Genomic DNA, 17,275 nt, shown 5'->3' with positions numbered 1-17,275 from the left:
GCCATGCAGTCCACCCTTCCCTTGCCCGATACCGATGCCCTGGCCCACAGCGAACAGCTGGCGGCCGCATTGCGCGATGAAATCCGTGCGCAGGGCGGCGCGATCCCGTTCTCGCGCTTCATGGAGCTGTGCCTGTACACGCCCGGATGGGGTTACTACAGCGCGGGCGCGAGCAAATTCGGCGCCGGCGGCGATTTCACCACCGCGCCGGAAATGGGCGGATTGTTCGCCGCTACGGTGGCCAATGCGCTGGCCCCGCTGTTCGACCAGTTGGGGCCGCAGGCACGCATGCTGGAACTGGGCGGCGGCACCGGTGCCTTCGCCGAAGCGCTGCTGCTGCGGCTGGCGGAACTGCAGGCATTGCCGGCGCGCTATGCGATCCTGGAGCCCAGCGCCGATCTGCGCCAGCGCCAGCGCGAGCGGTTGCAGCAGAACCTGCCGGCGGAGATCGGCGGGCGGGTGGAATGGCTGGACCGGCCGTTCGACGACGACTGGGAAGGCGTGGTGTTTGCCAATGAGGTGATCGACGCGTTGCCTACGCCGCGCTTCGTGATCAGCGCAGGCGAGGTCTACGAAGAAACCGTGGCGCTGGACGCCAACGATCAGTTCGTGCGTGCCACGGCGCCGGCGGACATGCTGCTGAGCGGCGCGGTGCGGCACCTGGAGCGTTACCTGGACAAGCCGTTCGCCGATGGCTACCGGTCCGAACTGCTGCCGCAGCTTCCCTATTGGCTGCAGGCGGTGGCCGGCGGCCTGAAGCGCGGCGCGATGCTGTTCGTTGACTACGGTTACAACCGCGGCGAGTACTACCTGCCCGAACGCGATGACGGCACGGTGCGCGCGTTCTACCGCCATCATGTCCACAACGAGGTCTACCTGTGGCCGGGCCTGCAGGACATCACCGCGTCGGTGGATTTCACCGCCATGGCCGAAGCCGGCCTGCACGCGGGCTTCGACCTGGCCGGTTACTGCAGCCAGGCCAGTTTCCTGCTCGGTAACGGGCTGGACCAGGTGCTGGCGCTGGCCGATGAGCGCACCGACGACGTGGGCCGTGTACAGCTGCGCGAGGAGGTGAAGAAGCTCACCTTGCCCAGCGGCATGGGCGAGCGGTTCCAGGTGATCGGCCTGCAGCGCGACGTGGATTTCGAACCGTCCTTCGAACTGGGTGACCTGAGCTGGCGGCTGTGAGCGGCCTATGGCTCAAGCCACTGCGCCATCCGCGGTTCTGGCTGGGTGTGTGGCTGGCCGCGGTGCTGACGGTCATCGTGGTCTGCCTGATCCCGCCGCCACCGCTGGCGCTGCCGCAGGGCAGCGACAAGGTGGAGCACTTCCTGGCGTATTTCCTGCTGGCGGGGAGTGCGGTGCAGGTGTTCAAGCGGGGACGTGCGCTGCTGTGGGCAGCGATGGGCCTGGTACTGATGGGTGTGGGCATCGAGTTCGCCCAAGGTGCGCTGACCGAAACCCGCATGGCCGACCCGGCTGATGCGCTGGCCAATACCGTCGGGGTGGTGGCCGGCCTCGCCACGGCACTGACGCCGTGGCGGGACCTGCTGCTGCGCCTGCGCGGCTGACGCCGGACGAGGGTAGGGGTAGCGCCGAGCCATGCTCGGCGGGCTGCCTGAAGCGCCGCAGCGCTCGCCGAGCATGGCGATGCCGGCCCTCCTGACCGGCACCCTCCGGGCCGTCGCAAGCGACGTTGGCAGCGGCTCCTGCCGCTGCCTTCGGCGCTACCGGGTCTACTGCGTTCGCCGGGCATTGGCCCTGTGTTACCGGGCCAGGGTCACTTCGTCCAGCACCCACATCGCCGGCCGGGTGTCGCCGGTGAAGCTGATGCACAGGTCGCCCTTGCCGCTCGTCTGCTTCGGCAATCCCGCTTCCAGGGTCACGAATCCATCGGCACCGACGCTGGCGGGCAGCGGCACTTCGGCCAGTGCCGGGCCGCTGCAGTCGCCGCGGCGGATCTTCATTTCACCGTGTGCCCGCGTGGCCGCTTCGAACTTGCGCTGTGGTTCGTCGTGGGCCAACTGGAAGTAATAAGGGATGCGCCCGGCGCGGACGTTCAACGTACGGATGCCGGTGAGGTCGGCGTCCGCCCACCGCCAGCACGGGTTGAAGATATTGACGTTGAACACCGCACGCTCGCCATCGGCCGGGCCATCGTCTTCCAGTCGCAGCAACAGTTGCCCCGGACCGGGGCAGGTCAGCAGTTCGTCGTCGTGGCGGGTCAGCAGCGACCGGGCGGTGAACGCGGCCACGCTGGGCGCAGCAGCCAGTGGCTGCCCGTTGAAGAACGCGGCTGCCTGCACGGTCACCGGCAGCCGGGCCTGCAGTGGTGCTTCGTACAACGGCGAAGCCGCGGTCACCGGCTGGCCATCGGTGCGATAGCGCACTTCATAGCCGAGTGGATTGGCCAGGCTGAGCTGCACGCTGCCGGCGCGCCGGTCGTCCTGATGCTCGACCGCCACCTCGAACGGGGTCTGTGCATAGGCCAGGCCCCACGCGCGGTAGCGCTGCAGCTGCGCAGGCAGGCGGGCCAGGAAGTCGCGGAAATCACGCTGCTGCACCGGACTCCAGCCGGTTTCGGCCACCGCGGCCAGGCGCGGGAACAGGTTGTGCTGCAGGCGCGCGTAGCTGCGCGTGTGTTCGGTGAACATGTTGGCCTGCAGGCCGAGGATGTGGTGCTTTTTGTCCGCCGCCAGCGTAGCCGGCACCGGCTCGAAGGCGTAGGTGCGGGCCAGCGTGGTGAGCAACGGACGGCCCGGTGGCTCGTTCGGCGATGAGGTCTGCAGGTAATCCATGTACATGTCGGTGACCGGCGACATCACCACGTCGTGGCCTTCGCTGGCCGCCTTCAGGCCACCTTCGGTACCGCGCCAGGACATCACCGTGGCCTGCGGCGGCAGGCCGCCTTCGAGGATTTCGTCCCAGCCGATCAGGCGCCGGTCGTGGTGTTCCAGGAAGGTTTCCAGACGCTTGATGAGATGGCTCTGCATCTGCATTTCATCGCTGGCGCCCAGTTCGCGCATGCGCTGCTGCACGCGCGCCGAGGCGATCCACTGGTCCTTGACGGCTTCATCGCCGCCCACGTGCACGTAGCTCGACGGGAACAGGGCGATGACTTCTTCCAGCACGTTTTCCAGGAAGGTGAACGTGCTTTCCTCGGTGTTGAACAGGTTGGGGAACACGCCCCATTCGCTCAGCGGCTGCAGCGGCGTATCCAGTACGCCCAGCTCCGGGTAGGCGGCAATGGCGGCGGTGGCGTGGCCCGGCACGTCGATCTCCGGGATCACCTGGATATGCAGGGCGGCGGCGTAGGCGATGACTTCGCGTATCTGCTGCTGGGTGTAGAAGCCACAGTACGGACGCGCTGCGCCGGTGGCCGGATCGCGGCCGCCATCGCCGGCCGGGATGCGGCAGCTGCCGACCTCGGTCAGCTTCGGGTAGCGCTTGATTTCCATGCGCCAGCCCTGGTCATCGGTGAGATGCCAGTGGAACGTATTGAGCTTGTGCGCGGCCATCGCATCGAGCACCTGCTTGATCTCGTCCAGGCTCTGGAAGTGCCGCGCCGAATCCAACATCAGGCCGCGCCAGCTGAAACGCGGGGCATCGTCGATGCGTAGTGCCGGCAGGGCACCGTCGGTGTTGCCGGTGAACAGTTGCGACAACGTCGCCGCCCCGTAGAACAGGCCGGCTTCGGTCGCCGCGGCAACGGTCACGCCGTCGCCGCTGGAGCGCAGCTGGTAGCCTTCGGCGCCGGTCTTCAGCGCGGTGTCGAGCACGAAGTTGACGCCGTTCTTGCCGTTCCCGTTCTTGACCGGCAGGGTGGGGCCGCCGCTGTCGCGCAACAGCGTGCTGAACTGGCGTGCCACGCGCGTGGCCGCGTCGCCGCGCGCCCACACCGGGGTGCTGGCTTCCACCTTGAAGGGCGCGCCATCGAGGCGTTCCACGTGGGCCGGTGCGGGAATGAGCGGCAGGCTGCCGTCGCGCAGCAACGGGCCGGGGGCGTTGTCGATGGCCGGTGCATCGGCGGCGCGCGCCAGCGGCGCGATGGCCAGGCACAGCAGCAGCGGGGTCAGGGAGGTGAAGCGCATCAGGTGACTCCTGTGGTGGCGGGGCGCCGACGTTTGGCCGGTGCCTCCCGTTTTACCGTCCCCATCATGCAACGGGCCCGGATGACCGGGCCCGTTGCGATGGGACATTGCCAGCTGCAGCTTAGAACTTGAAGTGCACCGTGGCCATGTAGCGGCGGCCACTCTTGTACTTGCCGGCCAGGTGCTCCTTGTCGCCCAGGTACTGGAAGTAGGTCTCGTCCAGCAGGTTCTGCGCATCGACGGTGAGCGACCAGTTCTCGTTGAAGGTGTAGCCGATGCTGGCGCCCAGTTCGGCGTAGTCGTCCACGCTTGCCGGCGCTGCGCCGGCCACGTAGCCGCCGGCCAGGTAGCTGTCACGCCAGTTGTAGGTCAGGCGGGCATTCAGCGGGCCCTTTTCGTAGTACGGGCTGAAGGCCACGGCGTTGCGCGACTGGTAGGGCAGCGGATCACCGGTGTTGTTCTCGCCGTTGGCGTAGGTGTAGTTGCCGGTGAGGCCGAACCCGCTCTCGCCGAAGGGCTGCTGGAAGCTCAGGTTGAAGCCCTTGACGTGGCCGCTGCCGGCATTGCGCGGACGCTGGATGCTGTAGTCGCAGTAACCATCTGCCGTGCAGCCGTTGGTGCCCACGATGCTGTCCCAGGTCAGCGGCGAGGTATCGCGGATGGAGTTGTACTGGCGCTCGATGGTGGCCGAGGTGTCGATGTAGTTCTCGATCTTCTTGTAGAAGATCGACCACGCCACGACCGCCTGCGGTGCGAAGTAGTACTCGGCCGACGCGTTGAAGTTCCACGACTCATACGGCGACAGGTCGGCGTTGCCGCCCGAACCGGTCAGCTGGGTATCGTTGAGGAAGGTGTTGTTGACCATCTGGTTGTACGGTGCCCAGGCGATCACCTTCGCACCGGAGAAACGGAACACCCAGTCGCTGTCGGTGTCCCAGGCCAGGCTCACCGACGGCAGCACGAAGTCTTCCTTCTTGCTCCGGGTCTGCCACTTGCTGTCCAGGTCGGTCAGGGTCGGCGTGCCGCCGTAGACGAAGCCGCTGCCGTCGGTCTTGGAATCCACGTAACGCACGCCGACGTTGCCGCGCAGCGGGCCGTTGGAGAAGTTCAACTGCGCATAGGCCGCGTTGTTGGTCTGCTCCAGTGCCCAGCTGTTGTTGAGGTAGCTGGACGGATCCGGGTTGGCGAAGTCCAGCGGGCTGCCCTTGACCCAGCGCAGCACGTTGTCACGGCCCACCTGGATGTGGCGGGACTGGTCGTCACCGAAGCCCTGGATGCCGTCGGTCAGGCCGATGGTGCCGACGTCGGCCAGGGTGCCGGTGCGCACGCCGCCGTAGACATTGAGCTCGAAGTTTTCTTCGTGCTTGCCGTGGCGCACGCCGAACTGCAGCTGGTTGAACACGCTGTCGAACTGCACGTTGAAGTCCAGCTGCGCGTAGGTGTCCTTGCTGTCGGTGGCGAAGATGCCGTTGTTGCCGAGCCAGCCGCCCGGGGCGCCCCAGTTGGCCGGATCACGCGCGCCGGCCGGGTCGTCGAAGGTCAGGCCGTCATCCACGCTCCAGCTGTAGGCGCCGTTGTACACCGGCTCGATGAAGTACTGCGCCAGGTTCTTGTTTTCCGATTTGCTCTGGCCGACCTGGCCGTTGACGCCCCAGCCTTCACCCTTCCAGGCGCCACGCAGGTCCAGGCCCTTGGTGGTGACTTCGGATTCGCGCACGTTGTTGTCATAGATGACCGTGCCGCTGGTGGCGTCTGCGTTGGCATTGGAGTGGCCGCTGGTGGCCACGCCGTTGCGCACGCCGCCGAGCTGGTCGATGGCGTTGCGGGTGCCATCGTTCCAGGTCAGGAAGGAGTACATCGACTGGTTGTAGTTGTCGAAGTTTTCCTTGATGTACAGGCCGCTGAGGTTGAACTCCAGTTCCTCGGTCGGCTTGAACTGCAGGTTGACCACGGCGCTGTCGCGCTTGCGCTCCTGCTGGAACCAGGCGGCATTTATCGAGTTCGGTACGTCCACATCGCCAGCCACGCCCGGGGCATTGGTGAAACTGCTGGCCTTGGCGTAGCCGAACACTTCGATGCCCTGGCGGTCGATCGCTTCTTCGTAATGCTGCGCGGAAACGGCGATGCCGAACGTCTCATCGTCGTTCTTCCAGCTGTACAGCGCCGAAGCGTTCGGCTTGCCTTCGCTGGCCTGCTGGCTGTAGCTGTAACCCACCGAGGCGGCCACTTCGTTCTTCTTCAGGTCCAGCGGCTGGCGGGTGTGCATCAGCACGGTGCCGCCGAGGCTGCCTTCGGTCAGGCGTGCTTCGGAAGACTTGATGATCTCCGCACGGCCGAGGATCTGCGGTGACAGCAGGGTGTAGTCGAAGCCACGGTTGGGCTGTTCGCCGTACAACCAGATCGCCTGGGCGACCGGGTGGCCATCCAGGAAGGACAGGTTGAGGCTGGGATCGGTGCCGTCGATGCTGACCCGCTCGCCCTGGCCGAAACGACGGTCCAGGGTGACGCCGGGAATCTGCGAAAGCGCTTCGGCGACATTGGTGCTGGGGAACTTGCCGATGTCCTCGGCGGTGATCGCTTCGGACACACCGACGTTGTTGCGCTTGGTGTCCAGCGATTTTTCCAGGCTGGCGCGGATGCCGACCACGGTGATCGTGTCCAGGTCCTGCGGTGTCTGGGTCTGCTGGGCGTGGGCACTGAAGGCCAGGCAGCCGACGATGGCGGCCGAAAGTACGGACTTGCGGGTGTTCATGATGTCTCTCCTCATCACACGAAGTTTCGCCGCGTCGGCGCGTGGTTGTTGCTGTCGTACGACCTCGCCGCGGCCGGCGGGTCGGGTGTTCCGGGTACAGCGTGCTGCGTGTTCCGGGTACCGCGTCGTTCGTCCAGGTCGCCACGCGCTCCAGCGCGCCGTGCGGTCAGCGGGGTTGCTGGCCGAGATACCAGCTGGCCGCGCCGATGACGCCTAGTTGACCGTGTTCGACCACCTTCACCGGGATCCGCTGCAGCGCTTCGCTCATCGGTCCCTTGTTGAGGTAGCGCGCCACGAAGGTGCTGGCACGCAGGTAATCGCGGATCTTCGGCAGGATCCCGCCGGCCAGGTAGACCCCGCCATGGGCGCCGTACAACAGGGCCATGTCGCCGATGGTGCTGCCGAGCAGCCCACAGAACACGTCCAGCGCCCTGCGCGCCAGTGCATCGGTGCCCGCGATGGCGGCAGCGGTCACCGCATCGGGGGTGCCCAGCATGGCGGGCTGGTCTTCCAGTGCGCACAGCGCGGTGTACAGGTTGATCAGGCCGGGGCCCGACAGCGCATGCTCCACCGACACATGGGAGCGGCCGCGCAGCATGTGGCGCAGGATCGCCATTTCCAGCTCATCGCTGGCGGCAAGGCTGGCCTGGCCGGCCTCGGTCGCCAGCACCACCGGACCGTGCGCGGTTGGAATCCACAATGCCGCACCCAGTCCGGTGCCGGGCCCCACCACCAGCGTGGGGCCGATCGGCGCGCTGCCCGGCCCGCACAGCTGCAGCACGCCGCTTGCATCGACCTGGGCCGCCGCATGGGCCACGGCCTCGAAATCGTTGACGATGTGCACGTGTTGCACGCCGACCTCGGATTCCAGCTGGCGCGCCGACAACGGCCAGGGCACGTTCGCGGTGATCACCGTGCCGTCTTCGCGGGCGTAGCCGGCGGTGGCCACCACGCAATGCGCCGGCCGCATGCCGTCACCGAGGAAGTCCGAAAGGATCGCGCCCAGGCCGGAGTGATCGGCATTGCGGTACTTGCGGTAGTCCAGCACCCGGACCGGATGCGCGGCGTCTCCACTGGCCTCCACGCGGGCCACCCGGACATGAGTGCCACCGACGTCCGCCGCGAGGAAGCTTGACGCATCGGCGGACAGGACATGGGCGGGGGCGGGATGGCTGGCAGCGGTCACGCGGGCTCCTGCGGAGTGCGGGCCATGATTGACCCGCCGTTGAGCGGAATATGAAGCGGTGTTGACAACGATGTCAACGATTCCGTGAAAGTTTCGTTGCTGCACTGCGGGGACCGGTTTCCGTAGAAAACGATTACACGCAGGTCTGCCCAGGACGCCGGACAACCCCGCTGCGCGGGGACCTGCGATGACGATCAGTGTCATTGCATCGCGCTTTCGCGCCGATGCGGCGTTGCAGCAAATGCAGCCGCAATGATTTTGCGAGTTGACAAAGTCCCCACGCCCGTCGAAAGAATGTGACAACGTTGTTCCCAGCCATTCGTCGACGACGCCCCGCGCGCCGTCGCAGCAGGAGCCTTGCCGATGTCCGCCGTCCACGCTGCAGGTGCGCGTACCAGCGTCACCACGTCCATCGCCATCGTCGGCGTGTTGTTCTTCCTGATCGGTTTCTTCACCTGGCTCAATGGACCGCTGATCACGTTCGTCAAACTGGCCTTCGAGCTCGACGAAGTGGGCGCTTTCCTGGTCCTGATGGTGTTCTACCTGTCCTATTTTTTCCTGGCGCTGCCGTCCTCGTGGATACTGCGCCGTACCGGCATGAAGAAGGGACTGAGCCTGAGCCTGCTGGTGATGGCCGCTGGTGCAGCCACTTTTGGTGAGTTCGCCACACAACGCTGGTATCCGGGCGCGTTGGGCGGTCTTTTCATCATCGGCAGCGGCCTGGCGCTGCTGCAGACCGCGATCAATCCGTACATCAGCATCCTGGGGCCGATTGAAACCGCCGCACGCCGCATCGCGCTGATGGGTATCTGCAACAAGGTCGCCGGCATGCTCGCGCCGGTGCTGATCGGCACGCTGGTGCTGCATGGCGTGGGCGATCTTTCCACTGCGGTGGAGCAGGCCGACGTTGCAACCCGCGCGGCACTGCTCAACGACTTTGCCGCCAAGATCCATGCCCCTTACCTGGGCATGGCCGCGCTGCTGGTGGTGCTGTCGGTAGCGGTGTTGTTCTCGCCGCTGCCCGAACTGAAGTCATCCGAGGCCAATGCCGCACCGGCCGGCAAGGGCGGGATCGAACGCAGCAGCATCTTCCAGTTCCCGCACCTGTGGCTGGGCGTGCTGTGCCTGTTCGTCTATGTGGGCGTGGAAGTCATGGCGGGTGATGCCATCGGCACCTACGGTCATGGCTTCGACCTGCCGCTGGACCAGACCAAGATGTTCACCTCGCTTACCTTGGGGGCGATGCTGGTGGGCTACGTGGTGGGCCTGCTGCTGATCCCCCGTTTTGTTTCCCAGTCGCGCTACCTGAGCATTTCCGCCGCGCTCGGCGTGCTGTTCTGCCTGGGTGCCTACTTCACCCATGGTTATGCGTCGGTCGCCTTCGTGGCACTGCTTGGCTTCGCCAACGCGATGATGTGGCCGGCGATCTTCCCGCTCGCGATCCGCGGCCTGGGCCGCTTCACCGAGACCGGCTCGGCGCTGCTGGTGATGGGTATCGCCGGCGGTGCGATCATTCCGCAGGCCTTTGCCGTGCTCAAGCAGCATGTCGACTTCCAGTTGGTGTTCCTGCTGCTGATGGTCCCGTGCTACCTGTACATCCTGTTCTATTCGACCATCGGGCACCGCGCGGGCCTGCCGCGCGACGCTGCCTGATCGGCGATCATGGACGCCACGGATCAACCGCGGGGAACGGCAATGCGCAGAGCCACAATCAAGGACGTCGCCGAGAAGGCCAAGGTCTCGCTGAAGACCGTGTCGCGCGTCATCAACAACGAACCGTCGGTGATGCAGGCCACCCGCGCGCGGGTGCTGCGTGCGGTGGCCGAGCTGGATTACGAGCCGGATCCCTCGGCGCGCAACCTGCGCAGCGGCACTACCTTCGTGGTCGGGCTGGTGTATGACAACCCCAACCCATACCACATCATCGGCGTGCAGAACGGCGTGCTGGCGGCCTGCCGCGAGACCGGCTTCGGGCTGCAGATCCACCCCTGCGATTCCAGTTCGCCGCTGCTGGCCGAAGAGCTGGCTGATTGGGTACAGCGCTCGCGGCTTGCCGGGCTGGTGCTGACCGCGCCGATGTCCGAGCGCCGCGACCTGGTGCAGGCGTTGACCGCGCGCGGCATCAAGCTGGTGCGCATCATCGCCGCCACCGAAGATCCCGCCGACGGCGCCTGTGTGTTCGTCGATGACCGCGAAGCCGCCTATGAAGTGACCGAGCACCTGATCCAGCTTGGCCACCAGCGCATCGGTTTCCTGTGGGGGGGCAGTTCGCACCGTTCATCGGTGGAGCGCCATGCCGGCTACGAGGCGGCGCTGAAGGATTACGGCATGACCGTGGACAAGCACCTGGTGGTGCAGGGCGATTACACCTTCGACGATGGTTTCCGCGGCGCACGGCGCCTGCTGGCGCTGCGCGAGCCGCCGACCGCCATCTTCGGTTCCAACGATGAAATCGCCGCCGGCGTGCTGGCGGCAGCGAAGTCGGCCGGGATGAACGTGCCCTACGACCTGTCCATCGCCGGCTTCGAGGACAGTCCGTTCTCACGCCAGTCCTGGCCACCGCTGACCACCGCCAAGCAGGCCACCGAAGACATCGCCCGGCATGCCGCGCGCCTGCTGATCGCGCAGCTGCGCAGCGATGCGTATGACGATGCGCCGTCGCCGCTGCACAACCAGGGCTTCGTGCCGCAGCTGGTGGTGCGCGGTTCGACCGCACCGATGCGACCAGCCGCCGCGCGCGTCCTTCCTTCCGATCCATCTTGAGTACCGCCATGTCCCTGCCAGCCCCTGCCGACACGTTGATGTTCCGCGAAGCCGCCGAGGCGGCCGATGTCATCGCGGCCCAGTTCGCGCGCAACCATGGCGTGATGGAAACCCTCGCCGCCAGCCTGCGCGCTGCACCGCCGCCGTTCGTGGTGACCTGCGCGCGCGGCAGTTCCGACCATGCGGCGACCTATGCCAAGTACCTGCTGGAAACCCAGCTGGGGCTGGTGGTGGCGTCGGCTTCGCCATCGGTGGGGTCGGTGTATGCCGCGCCGCTGCAGCTGCGCGGGGCGTTGTTCATCGTGATTTCCCAGTCCGGCAAGAGTCCGGACCTGCTGCGCAATGCGGAAGCGGCCAAGGCCGCCGGCGCGCGCGTGGTGGCGCTGGTGAACGTGGAGGATTCGCCGTTGGCGCAGCTGGCCGATACGGTGATCCCGCTGCACGCCGGTGCCGAGCGCAGCGTCGCGGCGACCAAGAGTTATCTCGCCTCGCTGGCCGCCGTGCTGCAGCTGGCCGCGTACTGGAAGCAGGACAGCGCGCTGCGCGCGGCGCTGGATGTGCTGCCGGCGGCACTGCGCGAGGCGTGGCAGGCGGACTGGAGCGCGGTCACCGAGGGCCTGGTCGAGGCCTCCAATCTGTTCGTGCTGGGGCGTGGCCTCGGCCTGGGCGCGGCCCAGGAAGCCGCGCTGAAGTTCAAGGAAACCTGTGGCCTGCATGCCGAGGCGTACAGCTCGGCGGAGGTCAAGCACGGACCGATGGCGCTGGTCGGGCCGGGCTTCCCGGTGCTGGCCTTCGCCCAGCCGGATGAAACCGGTGCCGGCACGCGCGCGGTGGCCGATGAGTTTGCCGCACGTGGTGCGCAGGTGTGGCTGGCCGGGGCGGGCGGAGACCTGCCGGTGGCAGCCGCGCCGCACCCGCTGTGCGCGCCGCTGCTGACCGTGCAGAGCTTCTACCGCGCGATCAACGCGCTGGCGCTGCGTCGCGGGCACAACCCCGACCTGCCGCCGCATCTGAACAAGGTCACGGAGACCGTCTGATGAAGCAGGTGCTGCGCAATGCCCGGATGCTGGTGGGCGACGAGTTCCGCGACGACCTCGCGCTGGTGATCGAAGAGGGCCGCATCAGCGCGGTGCTGCCCGACGCGGCGCCGCAGCTGGGACCGGCCGACGAACAGGTGGACCTCGGTGGCGGCTGGCTGCTGCCGGGCTTCATCGACGTACAGGTCAACGGTGGCGGCGGCGCGCTGTTCAACAACACGCCGGACGTGGCGACCCTGCGCACGATCGCCGCGGCGCATCGCCGCTTCGGCACCACCGCGCTGCTGCCGACGCTGATCAGCGATGACCTGCAGGTGATGCGCGCGGCGATCGCCGCCACCCACGATGCCATCGCGCAGGCGGTGCCCGGGGTGATCGGCATCCACCTGGAAGGTCCCTATATCGCGCCGGCGCGCAAAGGTACGCACGACGTCAGCAAGTTCCGTGTGCCGGATGCCGATGAAATCGCCTTGGCGGCATCGCTGGACAATGGCGTGACACTGCTCACGCTGGCGCCGGAGCGGGTGCCGCTGGAGACCATCCGCGCGCTGGTGGAGCGCGGCGTCATCGTCGCCGCCGGGCACACCGCGGCCACCTATGAAGAAGTACGTGCCGGGCTGGATGCCGGTATCCGTGGCTTCACCCACCTGTACAACGCGATGTCACCGCTGCAGGGCCGCGAGCCGGGTGCGGTGGGCGCCGCGCTGGAAGACCGCGACAGCTGGGTCGGCATCATCGTCGATGGTGTGCACGTGCATCCGGGCAGCCTGCGCGTGGCATTGGCCGCCAAGCCGCGCGGTCGCCTGTTGCTGGTGACCGATGCGATGCCGCCGGTCGGTGCGGATGACCCCAGTTACGAACTGTACGGTGAGATCATCACCGCCGTGGACGGCGTGGTGCGCAACGCGGCCGGTTCGCTGGCCGGTTCCGCGCTGGACATGGCCACCGCGGTGCGCAACACCGTGCAGCTGCTCGGCCAGCCACTTGCCGAAGCCGCACGCATGGCCTCGACCTACCCGGCGCGCTTCCTCAACGTGGACGACCGACTGGGGCATATCGCCGAGGGCTTCCAGGCCGACCTGGTGCTGCTGGACGATGCCCTGCAGGTGCGTGGCACCTGGATTGCCGGGCAGTACGAAGCCGCATGAGCACGGCCGCCGGCGCGCGCCTGGCATCGATCGATGCGCTGCGCGGGATCACCGTGGCGGCGATGCTGCTGGTCAACAATCCCGGTGACTGGGGCCATGTGCATGCGCCCTTGCTGCATGCGGCATGGCACGGCTGCACGCCGACCGACCTGGTGTTTCCGTTCTTCCTGTTCCTGGTCGGTGTGTCGATGGCGTTCAGCGTGGTGCCACGCGCGGCGAACGCGGTGGCGCGGCCTGCGCTGGCGCGCGGCGTGCTGACCCGCGCGCTGCGGATCCTGGTGGCCGGCCTGCTGCTTCATGCGCTGGCGTGGTGGCTGCTGGAGCTGCCGCACTACCGCCTGTGGGGCGTACTGCAGCGCATCGCGGTATGCGCGGCGCTGGTGGGGTTGCTGGCGGCGTACGTGCGCCAGCGGCTGCAGTGGGCGGCACTGGCAGTGCTGCTGGCCGGCTACGCGGGCATCCTGCTGGGTGCCGATACGCTGTCGCCGCTGCTCAACCCGGTCAGCCGGCTGGACACGGCGCTGTTCGCCCCGTGGATCTACCAGTACGACGCGGCGACAGGGCTGGGCCATGATCCGGAAGGGCTGGTTAGCACGCTGGGGGCGCTGGCGACCACGCTGCTGGGGCTGCTGGCGGGGCAGATGCTGCGCGCCGACCAGACGCTGCGGCTGGCCATCGGCGGTGCGCTGCTGCTGGCGATCGGCCTGGCGGCAGCAGCCTGGCTGCCACTCAACAAGAATCTGTGGACGCCCAGTTATGTGCTCTGGACGGGTGGCTTGGCGATCATCGCCCTGCTCGCCGCCCACTGGCTGATCGATCAGCGTGGCTGGCCGGCGTTGGGGCGCCGCTTCGGTGTGAATGCCATCACCGTGTACCTCGGCGCATCGGTGACGTCAGTGCTGCTCGGCGCCAGCGGCCTCTGGCAGGCAGCCTGGAACGCCGCCGCCGGCGCACTGCCGACGCAGCTGGCAACTGCCTCGCTGCTGGTCGCGGTGGCTTTCGTCGCTGCATGGTGGGCGGTGGCGTGGTGGCTGGATACGCGCCGTATCTACCTGAAGATATGAACCCGCTCATTAATGTCGCAGCCACGTGAGAGACACGCGTATTCACGCTTAATGTGTGAAAGCCATCGCATTTAAACTGTGGAAACTACGTAGGCCGCAATGTCAGACTGCGGCCGCAGGACCCCATTACGGTAGCTGACGCAGGGGACAGTCCGGGGACAACCGCAGCAAGCCGGCGGTGCACGGGGTGGGCGTCGAGGCCGGCACGCTGAGTCGCATTTCGTTTCTTCCGATCACCATGTTGGAGAACGTCCCATGCACCGTCCCGTACCTTCCCGGCTTGCATTCAGCATCTCAAACCTTCTCCACGTGCGGGCCATGGCAGGCACCGCGCTGCTGGTGGCCACCCTGAACGTCAGTGCCGACTGCATCACCACCGGCACCAGCACGGTCTGCGATGCCACCCCGCCCACGCCGTGGACCAGCACGCTGGGCACCGGCAGCAACGCCACGGACAGCGGCTCGGTACGACTGCTGCCAGGTGCGGTGGTCGACGTGGGCAACGCCGACGCCGTGGTCATGGGCGGCGGTGACGACTTGGTCGATCTCTCCGGGGCCATCATCGGCAATGTCACCCAGGGCGGCGGCAATGACACCGCCATCCTGCGTACCGGCGGCAGCATCGGCGGCACGCTGGCGCAGGGCGCCGGCAACGATCGGCTGGAACTGCAGGGCGGCACCGTGGCAGGCGCGGCCACGCAGGGCAGCGGGGATGATGTCGCCGTGCTCAGTGCGGGCAGCCTGGCCTCGCTGGACCAGGGCGACGGTGCCGACAGCCTGCAGGTCAGTGGCGGCAGCATCGGCGCGCTGCTGCAGGGGGATAACTTCGATTCCTTCCGCATGGCCGGCGGTCGCATCGTCGGTGCGTTCGAAGATGGCGATTACGCGGAAATGACCGGCGGTCGCATCGGCCGGGTCAACATGAAGCTGGACAACAACGTGTTCGACATGTCCGGCGGCACCATCGACGGCAACCTGGTCACCGGCTTCGGCCGCGACACGATCATCCTGTCCGATGGCTACATCGGCGGCAACATCAGTGTCAGTGGCGGCGATGACAGGGTGACCGTCACCGGCGGCACGGTGCGCGGCGAAATCCGCATGAGCGTGGGCAACGACACCCTGGACTGGAGCGGCGGCGGGGTGGTGCACGACCTCATCGACATGGGCGAGGGCGACGACACCGCGCGGCTGTCCAGCCTCAACGAATCGCACCTGGGCGCGGTGCCGAGGCTGGACGGCGGCAGCGGCACCGACGCGCTGGCGATGGACAACGTCAAGACCACGGCGGTAGCGCGCTACACCGGCTGGGAACGCATCGCGCTGGCCGACGACAGCCAGATGACCTTCGATGGCACGCTGGTGCTGGGTGATGCGGGCACCGCCAGCGGGACGCTGGATATCGACGCCACCAGTGCCTTGTTTGCCAGTGGGGCCACCGGGGTGTCCGCGTTCACTGCCGGGTCGTTGGCCAGCGTGCTCAATGCCGGCCGAATCGACATGAGCAGCAATGATGTGGCCGGCGATGTGTTCACCATCAATGGCAACTACAGCGGCAACGGCGGTGGCCTGTACCTCGACACGGTGCTGGGCGATGACAGCTCGGCCAGTGACCGCCTGGTGATCGCCGGCGGCGCCGGCACCGGCACCACCGGCATCGGGGTGATCAACGCCGGCGGCGGCGGCGGGGCGACGATCGCCGATGGCATCCTGCTGGTGCAGGCGGGCAACGGCGCCACCACCAGCGCGGATGCGTTCGCGCTGTTCTCGCCGGTCGCTGCCGGCGCCTACGAGTACTTCCTGTTCAAGGGCGGGGTCAGCGGCGGCACGGTCGAAAACTGGTATCTGCGTTCGACCATCGTGGCCAGCGCGGATCCGGCGCCGGCACCGCCGCCGACCACGCCACCGCTGCCCGAGCCGGCCTTGCCGGAAGACCTTGGCACGCCGCCCCCGGTGTTGCCGCCGGCACCGCCACCGCCGCCGGATGTTCCGGTTGATCCGGGTGCGCCGGACCCGGACCCGGTCGCGCCCGAACCGGCCCCGCCGGCGCCGCCAGCGGAGCCCGCGCCGGTTGCACCGCCGGTGATCACCACGCCGCCACCGGTGCCCGATGAGGTCGCCGTGGTGCCGGGCCCGCTGGCCACCCCGCCGACGCCCGGCGCACGCCCGTCGCAGGCCGCGGTGACCCCGATCTACCGGTTGGAAACACCGGCCTATACGGTGGTGCCGTCGTTGCTGCGCACCGTATCGCAGGCCTCACTGGGCACCTTCCACGAACGCCAGGGCGAACAGCGGCTGCTGGCGGGCGAGGGCGTCGCACGCGCTGCATGGGGCCGGTTGATCGGCAGCAGCGAGGAGCAGCACTGGAATGGTGATGCGCTGACCGGCTTCGATGGCGACCTGCAGGGACTGCAGGCCGGGCTCGATCTGCACGCCAGCGACGACGGCAGCTTCCGCAACGAGTGGGGCGTGTTCGTCGGCCGCACCCGCGCCACCGGACGCATCACCGGTCTGGCGCTGGGCTGGGAGAACGTGCACGTGGGCCAGACCCGGCTGGATGACAAGCACGTGGGCCTGAGCTGGACCGGCGTCGGCACCGCCGGCGGCTACCTGGATGCGGTGGTGATGCAGAGCCGTTACCGCGGGCAGGCGTGGTCCACCCGCGGGCTGGGCATCGACGTCCGCGGCGATGGCACCAGTGCCTCGCTGGAAGCAGGCAAGCCGTTGCTGCGCCTCGGGCAGTCGTCGTGGTGGCTGGAACCGCAGCTGCAGGTCATCTGGCAGCGACAGTCGCTGGATGATGCGGCCGATGCGGTGGCGGCGATCCGCTTCGATGCCGACAACGCCTGGACCGGCCGCATCGGCCTGCGCCTGGCCGGCGATTACGGGCTGGCCGACAACGGCTGGCAGCCATACTTCAAGCTCGATTACTGGAAGACGCTGGACCGCGACAACCGCGTGGATTTCGGCAGCAACCGCATCGTGGCGGGGCAGGAGACCAGTGCGTGGGAAGTCGGCGTGGGCGTGGTGGGGCGCTTCAACCGCAACGTGAGCGCGTACGCGGTGGCCGATTACACGCAGGACCTGGAGGACCGCAACCGCGAACGCAGGAGCGTGGAGGGGAACATCGGCCTGCGCTTCGACTGGTGAAGCATTCCGCCGGGCACGGCCCGGCGTTGCCATGGGCGTATCGGTAGCGCCGAGCCCTGCTCGGCGGGATCCCCCAGCCATCGC

Annotated in this window: 11 protein-coding genes; 8 read left to right on the top strand and 3 right to left on the bottom strand. The window is 67.5% G+C overall.

Features of this window, described 5'->3' with window-relative positions; translation table 11 throughout:
- The first annotated feature begins 3 nt into the window (after nt 1-3).
- Both ABE522_RS12350 and ABE522_RS12345 read left to right on the top strand, forming a co-directional pair.
- Nucleotides 4-1,188: a class I SAM-dependent methyltransferase gene (locus ABE522_RS12350; protein WP_346591935.1), complete on the top strand. Its 1,185-nt coding sequence runs from the start codon at nt 4-6 to the stop codon at nt 1,186-1,188.
- The gene (locus ABE522_RS12345; protein WP_346591934.1) at nt 1,185-1,571 is read left to right on the top strand and encodes a VanZ family protein; all 387 of its coding nucleotides are present in this window, start codon (nt 1,185-1,187) and stop codon (nt 1,569-1,571) included. The genes ABE522_RS12350 and ABE522_RS12345 overlap by 4 nt, the downstream gene beginning before the upstream one ends.
- A 195-nt stretch (nt 1,572-1,766) precedes the next feature.
- On the opposite strand, the gene ABE522_RS12340 is transcribed toward ABE522_RS12345, so the two are convergent.
- From ABE522_RS12340 to ABE522_RS12330, 3 genes are all read right to left on the bottom strand, one after another.
- Nucleotides 1,767-4,091: a family 20 glycosylhydrolase gene (locus tag ABE522_RS12340; RefSeq protein ID WP_346591933.1), complete on the bottom strand. Its 2,325-nt coding sequence runs from the start codon at nt 4,089-4,091 to the stop codon at nt 1,767-1,769.
- Between the two features lie 121 nt (nt 4,092-4,212).
- Nucleotides 4,213-6,843: a TonB-dependent receptor gene (locus ABE522_RS12335; protein ID WP_346591932.1), complete on the bottom strand. Its 2,631-nt coding sequence runs from the start codon at nt 6,841-6,843 to the stop codon at nt 4,213-4,215.
- A 166-nt stretch (nt 6,844-7,009) separates the two neighbouring features.
- Nucleotides 7,010-8,029, bottom strand: coding sequence for a glucokinase family protein (locus tag ABE522_RS12330; protein ID WP_346591931.1), 1,020 nt, complete (start codon nt 8,027-8,029; stop codon nt 7,010-7,012).
- A gap of 363 nt (nt 8,030-8,392) precedes the next feature.
- On the opposite strand from ABE522_RS12330, the gene ABE522_RS12325 reads away from it, so the two are divergent.
- From ABE522_RS12325 to ABE522_RS12300, 6 genes are all read left to right on the top strand, one after another.
- Nucleotides 8,393-9,682, top strand: coding sequence for a sugar MFS transporter (locus ABE522_RS12325; RefSeq protein WP_346591930.1), 1,290 nt, complete (start codon nt 8,393-8,395; stop codon nt 9,680-9,682).
- Nucleotides 9,683-9,724: 42 nt separating this feature from the next.
- The gene (locus ABE522_RS12320; protein WP_346591929.1) at nt 9,725-10,792 is read left to right on the top strand and encodes a LacI family DNA-binding transcriptional regulator; all 1,068 of its coding nucleotides are present in this window, start codon (nt 9,725-9,727) and stop codon (nt 10,790-10,792) included.
- 8 nt (nt 10,793-10,800) lie between these two features.
- The gene (locus ABE522_RS12315; RefSeq protein WP_346591928.1) at nt 10,801-11,829 is read left to right on the top strand and encodes an SIS domain-containing protein; all 1,029 of its coding nucleotides are present in this window, start codon (nt 10,801-10,803) and stop codon (nt 11,827-11,829) included.
- Nucleotides 11,829-12,977, top strand: coding sequence for an N-acetylglucosamine-6-phosphate deacetylase (gene nagA / locus ABE522_RS12310; RefSeq protein WP_346591927.1), 1,149 nt, complete (start codon nt 11,829-11,831; stop codon nt 12,975-12,977). The genes ABE522_RS12315 and nagA overlap by 1 nt, the downstream gene beginning before the upstream one ends.
- On the top strand, nt 12,974-14,041 hold the full coding sequence (locus ABE522_RS12305) for an acyltransferase family protein (RefSeq protein WP_346591926.1): 1,068 nt from the start codon (nt 12,974-12,976) through the stop codon (nt 14,039-14,041). Before nagA ends, ABE522_RS12305 begins: the two co-directional genes overlap by 4 nt.
- A gap of 318 nt (nt 14,042-14,359) precedes the next feature.
- Nucleotides 14,360-17,191 carry an autotransporter outer membrane beta-barrel domain-containing protein gene (locus ABE522_RS12300; RefSeq protein ID WP_346591925.1) on the top strand — a complete coding sequence of 944 codons (2,832 nt, stop codon included), beginning with the start codon at nt 14,360-14,362 and terminating at the stop codon, nt 17,189-17,191.
- Nucleotides 17,192-17,275: the final 84 nt, after the last annotated feature.

It is taken from the genome of Stenotrophomonas lacuserhaii (genome assembly GCF_039674585.1).
GTDB lineage: Bacteria > Pseudomonadota > Gammaproteobacteria > Xanthomonadales > Xanthomonadaceae > Stenotrophomonas > Stenotrophomonas pennii_A.
The sequence above is the reverse complement of the archived record's forward strand: the minus strand, read 5'-3'. Positions and strand labels throughout refer to the sequence as shown.